Source organism: Neorhizobium huautlense (genome assembly GCF_030811685.1).
In the GTDB taxonomy this organism is placed as follows: Bacteria; Pseudomonadota; Alphaproteobacteria; order Rhizobiales; family Rhizobiaceae; genus Neorhizobium; species Neorhizobium huautlense_A.
Genome location: NZ_JAUSRF010000007.1, coordinates 216,156 through 228,818, shown reverse-complemented (window position 1 = coordinate 228,818; position 12,663 = coordinate 216,156). Strand labels below are relative to the sequence as shown.

General features: G+C 61.0%; 11 protein-coding genes. 3 read left to right on the top strand and 8 right to left on the bottom strand.

The annotated features are described in order from the left end of the window. Window positions 1-67 precede the first annotated feature (67 nt). Entirely contained in the window at window positions 68-628 is a 561-nt protein-coding gene (locus J2T09_RS12925; protein WP_306835224.1) for a dihydrofolate reductase family protein, read from the bottom strand. 94 nt (window positions 629-722) lie between these two features. On the opposite strand from J2T09_RS12925, the gene J2T09_RS12920 reads away from it, so the two are divergent. After that, on the top strand, window positions 723-1,226 hold the full coding sequence (locus J2T09_RS12920; RefSeq protein WP_306835218.1) for a winged helix-turn-helix transcriptional regulator: 504 nt from the start codon (window positions 723-725) through the stop codon (window positions 1,224-1,226). Between the two features lie 15 nt (window positions 1,227-1,241). Here J2T09_RS12920 and J2T09_RS12915 read toward each other — a convergent pair whose 3' ends face one another. Both J2T09_RS12915 and J2T09_RS12910 read right to left on the bottom strand, forming a co-directional pair. Then, complete coding sequence (locus J2T09_RS12915; RefSeq protein WP_306835216.1) at window positions 1,242-1,961, bottom strand: anti-sigma factor; 720 nt, start codon at window positions 1,959-1,961, stop codon at window positions 1,242-1,244. Next, a complete protein-coding gene (locus J2T09_RS12910; protein ID WP_306835313.1) occupies window positions 1,958-2,512 on the bottom strand; it encodes a sigma-70 family RNA polymerase sigma factor in 555 nt (184 codons plus the stop codon). Before J2T09_RS12910 ends, J2T09_RS12915 begins: the two co-directional genes overlap by 4 nt. 281 nt (window positions 2,513-2,793) lie before the next feature. On the opposite strand from J2T09_RS12910, the gene J2T09_RS12905 reads away from it, so the two are divergent. After that, window positions 2,794-3,582 carry a DUF4394 domain-containing protein gene (locus J2T09_RS12905; protein ID WP_306835214.1) on the top strand — a complete coding sequence of 263 codons (789 nt, stop codon included), beginning with the start codon at window positions 2,794-2,796 and terminating at the stop codon, window positions 3,580-3,582. A gap of 117 nt (window positions 3,583-3,699) precedes the next feature. Here the strand turns inward: J2T09_RS12905 and J2T09_RS12900 are convergent, their stop codons facing one another. The 5 genes from J2T09_RS12900 to J2T09_RS12880 form a co-directional block, all read right to left on the bottom strand. After that, window positions 3,700-4,014 (bottom strand): hypothetical protein, encoded by a 315-nt coding sequence (locus J2T09_RS12900; protein ID WP_306835212.1) that lies wholly within the window; start codon window positions 4,012-4,014, stop codon window positions 3,700-3,702. 106 nt (window positions 4,015-4,120) lie between these two features. Further along, entirely contained in the window at window positions 4,121-4,927 is an 807-nt protein-coding gene (locus J2T09_RS12895; RefSeq protein WP_306835210.1) for a TIGR02186 family protein, read from the bottom strand. Continuing rightward, window positions 4,927-5,847, bottom strand: coding sequence for a sulfite exporter TauE/SafE family protein (locus J2T09_RS12890; protein WP_306835208.1), 921 nt, complete (start codon window positions 5,845-5,847; stop codon window positions 4,927-4,929). Before J2T09_RS12890 ends, J2T09_RS12895 begins: the two co-directional genes overlap by 1 nt. A gap of 268 nt (window positions 5,848-6,115) precedes the next feature. After that, entirely contained in the window at window positions 6,116-10,180 is a 4,065-nt protein-coding gene (locus J2T09_RS12885) for a peptidoglycan-binding protein (protein ID WP_306835206.1), read from the bottom strand. A gap of 254 nt (window positions 10,181-10,434) precedes the next feature. Continuing rightward, window positions 10,435-10,716, bottom strand: coding sequence for a hypothetical protein (locus J2T09_RS12880; RefSeq protein ID WP_306835200.1), 282 nt, complete (start codon window positions 10,714-10,716; stop codon window positions 10,435-10,437). 129 nt (window positions 10,717-10,845) lie between these two features. On the opposite strand from J2T09_RS12880, the gene J2T09_RS12875 reads away from it, so the two are divergent. Further along, on the top strand, window positions 10,846-12,639 hold the full coding sequence (locus J2T09_RS12875) for an acyl-CoA dehydrogenase C-terminal domain-containing protein (protein WP_306835194.1): 1,794 nt from the start codon (window positions 10,846-10,848) through the stop codon (window positions 12,637-12,639). Window positions 12,640-12,663: the final 24 nt, after the last annotated feature.

Here is a 12,663-nt window from a genome sequence, read left to right as displayed (position 1 = left end):
GGCTGCCTCCTTGGCTGTTGTTGAGAAGGAGGATGCGACCGCTAAGCGCTGCCTGCCTTGACCTGTGTCAAGTCTTGCCGCTGACCGCATAAGTCAACAGCGCAGCGCCCTTTTCAGTTCGGTCGGTGGAGATCAGCGTCAGGTCCTTGAGCGCATCCGCCTGCTTGAACAACGGATTGCCCTTGCCCAGCAGAACCGGCACGATGCACAGCCGGTATTCATCCACCAGCCCGGCATCGAGCATGGAGGCCACCAGTTCGGCGCTGCCGAAGATGAAAATGGTCTTGCCGTCCTCGCTCTTCAGCCGCGTCAGTTCCGCCACCGGATCGCTGACGACACGCGTATTGTTCCACGCCGCATCCGTCAGCGTTTTCGAAACCGCCAGCTTGGCGATCGAGTTCATCATGTCCTTGATGCGGCCGGGTTCTTCCGCCGTCGGCCAATAGGCTGCCATGCCCTGATAGGTCTTGCGACCGAACACGAGGAGATCGCCTTCCTCGCCAAACCGTTCCGAAAGCTTTTCCAGCTCCGGCCCCCAGGCCTTTTCGTGAAAGGAAAGGTCCCAAGGCGTCTCACCCTCGAAATAACCGTCCAATGTCATCAGGTTCCATACCACCAGCTTGCGCATGTCTTTCTCCATTACGAGTTAACCGGTTGCATTTCGAAACTGGTTGAACGCTAGCGTGACCGATTGTAGAATGCAAGCGGTTTTGGAGAATGGCATGGAAGACAGAATTCGCTCGGGCTGCCCGATCAATCTGACGCTGGAGGTGCTGGGCGATCGCTGGAGCTTGATCGTCATCCGCGACATCATGTTCGGCAATCGCCGGCATTTTCGCGAGTTGTTGCAGAATTCCGAGGAAGGCATTGCCTCCAACATTCTCGCCAGCCGGCTGAAGCGCCTCCTCGAACATGGCCTGCTCACCCGCGTGGATGATCCCAGCCACAAGCAGAAGGGCATTTACAGCCTCACCGAAATGTCGATCAGCCTCATCCCGATCTTCGCCGAAATGGGCGCCTGGGGAAACCGCTTTCTTCCCGTTTCGGAAGAACTTTCCATCCGCGCGCAATTGCTGGAAGAGGGCGGCCGGCCGCTCTGGAATGATTTCATGGAGGAACTGCGCGTGCTGCATCTGGGCGCCGAACGCGATCCGCAAAAACCGTCCGTGTTCGAACGCCTGCAGGCTGCCTATCAGGAGGTCGTTGCCCGCAGGCAAAGTGCCTGATGCGCTGACACGGCTTCACCGCGCCAGTTTTGCAAAACCCTTGGCAAGGATTGGCCCAGTCGGTCGTCCGGTCGGTGAGCCGCCGGCCTGTTCCAGCGTGATCTCATAGAGTTGCGTATCCTGCGGTTTCGGCAGGGTCGAGCCGCTCAATGTTTTCGATTGCGGTCCTTCCAGCAGACCAAGCGACATCGGCCCCATTTCGCGCGAGGGCAGGGTCCAGACCTGCATGGTCTTGTCCGCCGGCACGGCAAAATCGGCCAGCAGGCGGACGCTGGCGGTATCGTTGCCAAAATCCTCGACAACGGCCTGCACCTCACCCGCCTCGTTCAGGAGAACGGCGACAACCAGCGGCTCGATCGTGCGCGTCACGCTCCAGATCAGCCCGCCCGCGAGGATCAGTGATGCGGCCATTGCCGAAATCGCCGCAGCCCGCCAGCCGGAACGGCCATTGTCATTGCCGGCGGAAGGCAGGCGCGGCGAAACCGAGCGGATGGAGGTGTTGCCGGTATTGTCCGGCAGTCGTTTGGCGATTGCATCCCACAGCGTCGGTGAGACGGTTTTCGGCTCGATGCTTGTGTCGAGTGGCAGAAAACGCTCCCGCGCCTTGGCAATGGCGGCGGCAAGCTCGGCATTGCGTTCGATTTCGGCTTCCACGGCCGCAGCCTCTGCCTCGTCCAGAAGCCCGAGCACGTATTCGTCGGCGATGGTCGGGATGTCGGCGGGATCGATCCTCATGCCATGCACTCCCGCAGCGACAGAAGCCCGCGCCGTATCCATGATTTCGCGGTTCCGAGCGGCAGTTTCAGCCGGCCGGCAATCTCGCCATGGGTATAACCGCCGACATAGGCCATCAGGATGCCGCGTCGCTTGGTATCATCCAGCCCGCCAAGGCATTCCTTCAGGCGGCTGTCGCGGTCCAGCCGGTGCCAGGCCGCCATGATCTCTTCCTGCTGCTCGCTGTCCTGCAGCGCCTCCAGCCCGTCTTCGCCGACAAGATCCTCGCGTCTGCCATCGCGCAACATGTTGAGCGCGCGGTTACGCACGATCGCATAAATCCAGCCGCGCGCCGATCCGCGATCGGGAGCGTATTGATGGGCGTGCGTCCAGATGCGGATAAAGGCTTCCTGCACCACTTCCTCGGCAAGATCACGTCGTCTGACGATCCGCTGCGCCACCGCCACCAGCTTTCCGGCCTCATGGTCGAAGATCTGGCGCAAGCCATTGCGGTCACCGGAGGCGCAGGCCTCAAGTGCTGCTGCCAAATCCGTCGTCTGGTCTGTCGCCAAGGCCAAGTCGCTCTCTCCTCGTGAGCATTCGCGGATATGCGAATATTCCAATTCTGCTGTTGCCACGGCTGACATGGGCTCGTCCAGTCATCAAGGTTTCACACAGCCGTTATGGGACCGCATATGGAAGACACCGCGCAGACGAAAATGGATGCAGTCGAAAAAATATTTTTGGCCGCTGCATCCAGATGCCCCCTCCCGTGTGTCTACCTTCCGAGAGACCTGAAAAGGCCGCGCGCCAACAGCGCTCTCGAAGAGATCGAAACAAACGGGAGAAAGCCATGAACATCGCTCGCACCGCTCTGATCGCATCCACCATGCTTGCAGCCTCTGTCGTCACCGCCTCCGCGGCCCCCGTGCTCGGCCTTGCCGGTGACAAGACGCTGGTCATGTTCGACACGGCAAAGCCGGAAGTCACCAAGACGATGGACGTCACCGGCGTTGATAAACTCGTCGGCATCGATTTCCGTCCCGGCAACAAGACGGTCATCGGCGTCACGCCGGAACACGTGATCGTCTCGATCAACCTCGAAACCGGCGCCGCCACCGAAGTCGCCAAGATGGACAAGATGCTGACCATGACGGAAGCACCTGTCGTCGTCGACTTCAACCCGATGGCCGACCGCCTGCGCTTCATGACCGGCACCACCAATCACCGTGTTCACCCGGATACCGGTGCAGTGACCGTCGATGGCGTGCTGGCCTATGAAGAAGGCGACATGCACAAGGGCGAAACGCCCAACATCGTTGCCGCCGCCTACACGAACTCGATCGGCAAGCCGGAAAAGACGGCGATGTACAATATCGACGCCACGATCGGCGCGCTGATCCAGCAGACCAAGCCGAATGACGGCACGCTGAAGGCCATCGGCAAGCTCGGCATCAAGGACAAGCCTGCCACCTATGCCTTCGATATCCAGGGTGAAGAAGGCGGCAAGAACACCGCTTACCTCGCCGCCGGCAAGATGCTCTACACCGTCAATCTGGAAACCGGTGCAGCCACCGAAGTCGGCGCCATCACCGGTACGGACAAGGAAATCCGCGACATCGCCATCCTGCCGGCGATGTGATCGTGTCCGAAATCTCCATCCGCAGCGGCGACGTTGCGGATGGGAGGTGTCTTCGAAGGTAACAATAGCGCATGTCGATGACTGAAATTCGTCTTCAAGCTGTTTTTCAGTGCAGGCTTATCCGAAGAAGAAACTGATATCGTTGATCAATATCTTATCGTCATCAGAAAATTTCACAGTGTGCATCTCAAAGATTTTATAAATCAAAACTTTCGCTGGCGGTCTGTCTTTTTGTTCTTCGATCAATGATATCAACTCACGGGAATTTTCTGGATCGTCAACGTATTTTTCAATGAGATATATCAGATGGCTGACGCATTCTTCTTTTGTCATATAAATTTGTGGCTCTCTGATTTTTAAAATGAGCTGGAACCAGCGCGTGCCGTCGCCTGGTCGATGAAATGAAACGGCAATAAAATATGCTGTGATCACACAATCTTTCCTCCTCTGCCACGACGAAAAAAGGGTTTTGGAAGCCAGATATTGATTGATCACCTGCAGAAATGCCCGCCGCTTGCCAGCGCAAAGCCACCACCACTCACTTCTTGCGGAACATCAAACTCGCGCCCCATCCCGTCACCAGCGCGATCATCACGCATAAAATGCCATAGAGGATCGGCTGGTTGTGGGCCGCATCGGTGATCTGCTGTTCGATGCCGGTCTTGTTGACGCGCAAGGGCAGTTCGCGTTCGGCCAGCAGCGTGCCGCTCTTGAACAGGTAAGCGCGCACCATGTGTACGCCATCCGGCACGTTGGCGGGCAGGCGCAGGCTGGCGCGAAACAGGCTGGACGAGACGAAGCGCACGCCGCCAAAATCGTGCTGGTAAAGCCCGCCCGCCAGTTTCAGGCGGCGATAGGCATCGCGGAATTCGGTCAGATTGCCGGCATTGCCGACATAACCGGTGGGTGACAGGCGCATATGGTCGGTGCCGATCGGCAGGCCGCCTTCGCTCGAAAGGATGTCGTCGATCTGCCGCGTCGCCGCCACCGAATAGGAGGCCGGCACCTGTTCGAAGGTCATGGATTCGGTATTGACCCAGATGCCGAGCACGCGGCTTTTCTTGCGCACCGTGGCGTAATCCAGCGGGCCTTCCAGCGTCACCACCACATCATACTGGCCGATCGCCAAAAGCAACTCGTCGGCATTGGTCAGCGCCCCGAAAATCGTCAGGTCGGCGCCGCGAAAATCCGAGGCGATGCCGATTTCGCTGGTCGAGGTGCCGATTTCCAGCCCTTCCTTCACCGCCGTCGCCTGGCCGAACGGCACCTGGGCTGCGGCCGGCTGGCCGATAAAGGCGAGGGCAGCGACAAGCGCGAAACGACGAAAGGCAGCGGCAGGCGACATCAGAAGCTCCCGACGCTGACGGAATAGAGATCGGCCGGCGTCACCACCAGCGTCACGGCAAGGCGCAGCGCCACGGCGAGAACCAACAGCGCCAGCAGCGCGCGCAGCTGTTCGCCGCGCAGTTTCTGGCCCACACGCACGCCATATTGCGCGCCGATGACGCCCGCCACCATAAGGATCGTCGCCAGAACGATATCGACGGAATAGTTGGTCGCGGCCTGCACCATGGTCGTATAGGCGGTGACGAAAATGATCTGGAACAGCGATGTGCCGACAACCACATTGGTCGGGATGCGCAACAGATAGATCATCGCCGGCACCATGATGAAGCCGCCGCCGACACCCATCACCGAGGTCAGGACTCCGATGGCAAAACCCAGCGCCACGACCGGAATGGCCGAGAGATAGATCTTTGATTTCTTGAAGCGCATCTTGAACGGCAGCCGATGCACCCAGCTGTGGTGCCCGGGCCGTTTCAGCGTCACCTGTTCTTGTCTGGCGGCGCGGCGCATGGCGCGCACGCTCTCGTTCAGCATCAGCGTGCCGACCGTGCCGAGCAGAAGAACGTAAAGAATGGCGATGAAGAGATCGAGCTGGCCGATGCTGCGCAGCCAGGAAAACACCCAGATACCCGCCGTCGCCCCTAGAAGGCCCCCCACCAGCAGCACCGTGCCGAGCTTGATGTCGAGCGTGCCGCGCCTGAAATGGGTAATCGCGCCGGACACAGAGGAGGCGACCACCTGGTTTGCGCCGGTGGCAACGGCCACAACCGGGGGGATGTTGTAGAAGATCAGCAGCGGCGTGATCAGAAAACCACCGCCAACGCCGAACATGCCGGACAGAAAGCCGACAGCCGCACCCATGCCGAGGATGATGAAAATGTTCACCGAAAGCTCTGCAATCGGCAGATAGACAGTCACGGTCAACCTCGAAACGGCTTCGCCGTCGCGGGCGGTGGTCGCGTGCTAACCGCCCGTTGCGGCGATGAAAAAACAATGCCGGCCACACGTCTTCAATGACGCGGCCGGGCTCGATTGTCATGCGCCCGCCCATTAAACAGGTCAATCCATAAGCTTGGATTAATACGGCATTTTTCCGTTCGCCAATCCGGGCATTCGCCGGGCACATGACACAAAAAAGCGCGCGAACCTTGCGGCCGCGCGCCTTCGATACACTGCGTTGACCTGATCAGCCCTGGTTGGTGGCCAGCAGCTTGCGCACCAGCGGTTCGCTGACCTTGCCGTCCGGTTCCATGCCATTGGCCTTCTGGAAGGATCGGATGGCGGCAACGGTCTTGTTGCCCATCTTGCCATCCGGCGCGCCGGCATCAAAACCGTTCTTGTTCAGGATGGCCTGGATGTTGCGGATCGCCTTTTCCATGTCGACCGAGGCGGTCTTTTCGCCCTTGCCGACCCATTCATCCGGCAGGTTGACGCTGTTGGCGGTCGGATCGACCGGCTTGACCTGCCACTGTTCGGCCGTGGACTTGGCAGCCTCTAGCTGTGCCGGGGACATGGCAGCGCCCACTTCGTCACGCTTCTGCGCCGCATCCTGATCGCCGCCACGGGCCGCGACCGCGAACCACTTGTAGGAAGCATCGAGGTTCTGCGGCACGCCATTGCCGCGCGCATAAAGGATGGCGAGGTTGAACTGGCTGTCGGAAACGCCGAGATCGGCGGCCTTTTCGAACCAACTGACGGCCTTGGCATAATCCGGTGTGCCGGCCGCACCCGATGCGTAGAGCACGGCGAGATTGTGCATTGCGCTGGCATTGCCGGCTTCTGCTGCCTGCTCGTAATAGGTCATCGCCTTGCCGAAGTCGCGGGTAACGCCGGTACCCTTTTCGTAGAGGTTGGCGACACGGTATTGCGCAGGCGCCAGACCGCGTGTCGCGGCCATCTCATACCAGCGCACGGCTTCGGGCAAGTTGGCGGCAACGCCGCGACCGTCCTGATAACGCGCGCCGATTTCAAACAGGGCCTGCGGATCGCCGCTGGCTGCCGCATCGGCAAGCGATTTCGGGCCCATCGTGGCCGGAACCTCGATCGCAGCCTGCGGGGCGGCCGGGGTAGCAGTTTCTGGAGCAACGGGTGCCGGCGCGGTTTCGGCGGAAGGTGCCTGCTGGGTTTCAGCGAGCGGTGCCGTATCCAACGGTGCCTGCGCCACATCCGGCAGCGGCGCGGGTGCGGACGAAGATGCCTCGCCACTCTCCAGCGGTGCCGCGTTTTGAGCGTCTGCGCCGGTGGGCTCCTGCAGGGATGTATCGGCCTCGTTGGCGGTCATGCCCGTTGCCGGCGTGCCCTCGGCCGGGTTTTCAGCCGGTGCCACCATGCCCACTTCCGGCGGCGCTGCGGGTGCATCGTCGCCACGTGTCAGGGTATTGACCAGCGGCATCGCCATCAGCGCCAGAAGCACGGCGCCGACTGCCAGCAGGATGGGCTTGCGGTGTTTGGCAAAGGCTGCGGAAAGTCCGCCACCTTTCGCACTGTCCGCCTTCAGCATGGCGGCGCGACCGGCCTTCACGGCATTGGGCTTTTCCGCCTTGGTCTTGCCCTTACCGCGCGAACCGGCGGAAACGGCAAGTGTCGGGTCGGTTTCCATGGCAGCAGCCTTGGCGGCGCGGCGTGCGGCGGCAATGTAATCGACGCTTTCTCCGTCACCTGCGGTGTTTCCCGCCTGACCGGCCTGGCTGGCGCGAACGCGCTCGAGAATCTTCTTCACGTCTGGCATGCCGGAGCCCGGTTCCAGCGGCACGTTCTGCTGTTCGGGCGGCAGCATGTCGACAGGATCGATCGACGGTGTCGGCTCCACTACCGTGCGGTCGGTCGCCTTCGGTTCGGCTTCCCTGTGGCCGGACAGAAAACGCTTCATGCCGCCGAGAAGGCTCTTGCCGGACTTGTCACCGGCCGCGATCACACGACCTTCCTTGTCGGCGGTGCGCTGCGCATTTTCCAGATCGTCGCTGGCATCGCCATTGTCCAGAAGGCCGCTCTCGAGATCGTCCGCAAACAGCGAGCGTTCGTCCAGACGGTCTTCAGCCGGCAGGGCAACGGAATTGTGCAGGTCTTCACCGCCGGCAAACATAGGCACCGTCGCCTTCGGCATCACAGGTGCGACCTGCGCGGCAGGCGTGGCCTGTGCAAACTGCGCGGCAGGCGCGGCCTGTGCGGCAGGCGCAGACTGCATGGAGGTTCTGGTCGTTGTCGGCGAGGGAGCCGGAACAGAACGTGCCGGCTCAAGAGTGCCCTGTCGGGCAATGCTGCCTTCCATCGTGTCCAGCCGGTCGGCAATGCTGACCAGCGTCCGGTGCAGCATTTCAAACGTCTGGTGCGTGCGTTCTTCCGAACCGCGCGTCAGATCTTCCAGATGGCGCAGATCTTCGGCCAGCGCCGTCAATGCGCCCATGTCGGGGGCGGCGCCACCGGAAGCCGCGCCGTTGCGGGCATAAGCCTCGACAACGGCCTCGGCAGCCTGACGGGCAGCCTCGATCACATATTCGTCGCTGGTCGCCATATAACCTTCGATGGCCGACATGCGCTCCTCGAAGGCGGCGGGCAGCTCGAAGGCTTCCGCGGCCGGCTTCGGTTCGCTGATCAGGCGGGAAAGATTGGCGATCTGGTCTTCGAGATTGCGCAGCGCATCATTGTCGCTGGCCGGTGCGGAAGCCGCATCGTCCAGACGCGCGGCGATATCGCTGAGGCGGCCTTCCAGTCGGCCGAACAGTTCATTGTCGACAGGTGCTGCCGGCTGCGTGACTTCGATTTCTTCGATACGGCGCGAGATATAGTCCAGCCGTTCGGCCAGCGCGTCGTTGACGGAACCCTGTTCCAGCGCGTCGATCTTGCGGGAAATGTCGGAAAGATAACCGGTCAGTTCGGCCGGCTGGGCCGGTTGCTGCACGCGTTCCATCAGGATGGCGAGGTCTTCCAGACGCTCGTCCAGACGCATCGCACCCTGTTCGCGGGAAAAATCGTCGATCTTGCGTGCCAGCGCCTCGATGCGCACACCCATCTCGTCATCCATGGCGGACGGCACAGCGGATTGCAGCGCATCGCGATGCATGGCGTCGATCTGGTCGGCAAGGCCTTCGAGCCGGCTTTCCAGCCGTCCGATCATGCCATGGTCGAGAGCGGCATCGGCCGAGGCACGGCTGCTTGCCGTCAAGGCGCGGCTGATCTCGTCCAGACGCTTGTCGAGCACGGAAAACTGCTCGACGATCATCGGATCGTTATGCGGCACCATGCGGGTGCCGAGCTGTTCCACCGCGCCGGCCAGCGTCAGCAGCTTGTCTTCCAGCGCAAAGATCGCGCTGTTGTCGCCGACGGCGCCCAGTTGCGTCTTGATGTCGTCGATCCGGTAGGCGAGCGCCAACAGTTCCTCGCGCAGCGCCTGCGGATCGGCATCGAGCACGCGCTCTTCCAGACCCAGAAACTGCGTTTCCATGCGTTGCACGGTGTCTTCGCGGGCCAGCCCCTGCATGGCCGCACGCAGGCCTTCGAATTCCTCGCGCAGGTCATCCGTTTCGGGCGCGCCGCGATGGTTGAGGTTGCCGATGCTTTCGGCCAGCTTTGCCAGGTCGTTGCGCATGTCCTCGGCAAAATGACGGTCCTCGGCAATCGCCCGGATCGAACGGATTTCCGTGCGCAGACCATCCATCTCGCGGGCAACGCCCTGTGAAATATCCTGTTTCAGATCCTGCCGCAGGCTGACCAGAGCCTCGGCGATATCGTTCATGATCGCATCCGGCAGCACGGCCGTCATCGTTGCGGGCGCGGCAGCGCGCGCCGCCACGGCAGATGCCAGCGGACGGTTCTGTGAAACCGGCGGCAGCGGACGGCTTTCGGCGCGTGGTGCGCGGTTGTCGGCATAGGCTGCGGCGGGCTGAGCCGCCGGACGGCGTGGCGCAATCGGCGCACGCGGTGTTTCGACATAGGCTTCCGGCGGACGCATTTCCCGCTCCGGATGACGGGCGGCATCGAGCGCGCGCTGGCGGCGACGAATTTCCTCAAGCGGGTTCAACTGTGCGGCTGCGGCCGGCTGCGGCGCTGCTCTTTGTGTTGTCTGCTGCTGCGGCTCGGCATGACGGCGCTGCTCGCGGACATCACCAGTGTGACGTTTACCAGTCTGGCGATCGCGGCCGGACGAATGCATCAGTCCCTCGATCCGTGCTTCCAGCCCTTCGATCGTACGGTTGAGCGCGTCCAGGGAGGACGTCTCGCCGCGACGGGATGGCGTGGGTCGTGATCCGTTCATGGTCTCGCTCGCTTCGACAGCGCGGACCGGCTTGCGATCCGCTGATTGGTATTCGCCAACGATCTCCGGTTACGGGAGATCGAAGGAAACCACTCCAGGAAAGAATGCCGTACGGGACTTTCCTCAACCTTGGGTGGTTGCGGGCTACCTCATGAATACAACGCGAGACAAATGAAATGAGGTACGCCACGACTAGTTCAGAGCACACAATCCAACGAACGTGGTAAACGGCGGGTTAATCCCTCCCGGTTTTTTTAACTTTTGATTTTGAAAGCCCGCTTGACGCGGTCGGATACCCGCTCTCGCGCAAGGTGTAGATGTTGTTTCATGATGCCGTATTGCTCGATTTTGGAAACAGTCATGAAAGCTGCCTGTTGTAGTGAATTGGAGAGGAGGTTGAATGTTTGGCGCGGTGGCCACGATTCCGGCTGCTGTGCGTGCACCGCCATGGTGGCAATTCGCAGTTTTTCGATATCCGGCGCGGTTGCCGCCGGCATGTCTGGTAACGTGGCCGACCGTTTGCGGCTCTCCTTCATAAACCTGCATCACAGACACGCGATGAAACGGAAAACTGTCCTGTCGCGGGATTGACGTTTACGCAAACGTCAATATTTTAGCGATGGAGTTTGCCGGTGACCACCGGCGCGCAGAGGAGGAGTTTGCGCATGCCCGTCTACAAGGCCCCCGTTGAAGATACGCTGTTCATCCTGAACGACGTGCTCGGTCTCGAACGTTTCGGAAATCTGCCCGGCTTTGCCGATGCGACGCCCGACATGATCGAGGCGATTTTGGGCGAGGCCTCCAAAGTAGCCGAAGAAGCGCTTTTCCCGCTCAATCTGTCCGGCGATCAGGAAGGCTGCATCCGCAAGGATGACGGCTCGGTCACCGTGCCAAAGGGTTTCAAGGAAGCCTATGACCAGTATTGTCAGGGCGGCTGGATCGGCCTTGCCGTGCCGGAAGAGTTTGGCGGTCAGGGCCTGCCCTATACGCTGCACGCCGCCGTCGGCGAATACATGTCGTCGGCCAACATGTCGCTGATGATGTATCCGGGCCTGACACAGGGCGCGATCGCCGCCATTCTCGTGCATGGTTCGGATGAGCAGAAGGCCACCTATCTGCCCAACATGGTCGGCGGCACATGGTCCGGCACCATGAACCTCACCGAACCCCATTGCGGCACCGATCTCGGTCTGCTGCGCACCAAGGCCGTGCCGCAGGGCGATGGCTCTTACAAGATTTCCGGCCAGAAGATTTTCATCTCCGCCGGCGAACACGGCATGACGGATAACATCATCCACCTCGTGCTCGCCCGTATCGAAGGCGCGCCTGAAGGCACCAAGGGCATCTCGCTGTTCATCGTGCCAAAGTTCATGGTGGGTGAAGACGGATCGCTCGGCGCTCGCAACGGCGTCACCTGTGGCGCGCTCGAAGAAAAGATGGGCATCCACGGCAATTCCACCTGCGTCATGAACTATGACGAGGCCACCGGGTATCTCATCGGCGCGGAAAACAAGGGCTTGTCCGCCATGTTCGTGATGATGAACGAGGCCCGCCTCGGCGTCGGCCTGCAGGGCCTGTCGATCGCCGAGACCGCCTATCAGAACGCTGTCGCCTATGCCAACGAGCGCATTCAGGGCCGCTCGCTTTCGGGGCCTAAGGCACCCGACAAAAAGGCCGATCCGATCATCGTCCACCCGGATATCCGCCGCTCGCTGATGACGATCAAATCGTTCAACGAAGCCGGCCGCGCCTTTCTGCTCTGGACGGCGCTGAAATCCGATATCGCCCACCGCTCGCCGGATGAGAAGGAACGTCAGAACGCCGACGACTTGCTCGGTCTCGCTACGCCGATCCTGAAAGGTGTGCTGACCGACAAGGGTTTTGACCACGCGGTGATGGCGCAGCAGGTGTTTGGTGGCCACGGTTACATCGAGGAACATGGCATGAGCCAGTATGTCCGCGATGCCCGGATCGCCATGATCTACGAAGGGGCCAACGGCATTCAGGCACTCGATCTGGTCGGCCGCAAACTGGCGCTCAATGGCGGCCGCGCCGTCATGGCGATGTTCAAGGAAATCGGCGATTTCTGCGAGGAAAACCGCGCCGACGAAGCGATGGCGCCTTTCACCAAGGCGTTGAAAAAGGGCCTGAACGACGTTCAGGCCTCGACCATGTGGTTCATGCAAAATGCCATGGCCAAGCCCGACAATGCCGGCGCCGGTTCCACCGACTACATGCACCTCTTCGGCCTCGTGACCTTGGGCTACATGTGGGCAAGGATCGCCAAGACCGCGCAGGAAAAGCTTGGCAGCGGTGATGCCCGCGAGGAGTATCTGAAGAACAAGCTGGTGACGGCACGCTTCTTCATGGAAAAGATCATGCCGGAAACCGCACTGCGCAAGGTGCGCATCGAAGCCGGCGCGGACAGCGTGATGGAACTGGCGGCTGAGGCGTTTTGATTTGCGCCGAGGCGCTCCCTCCCC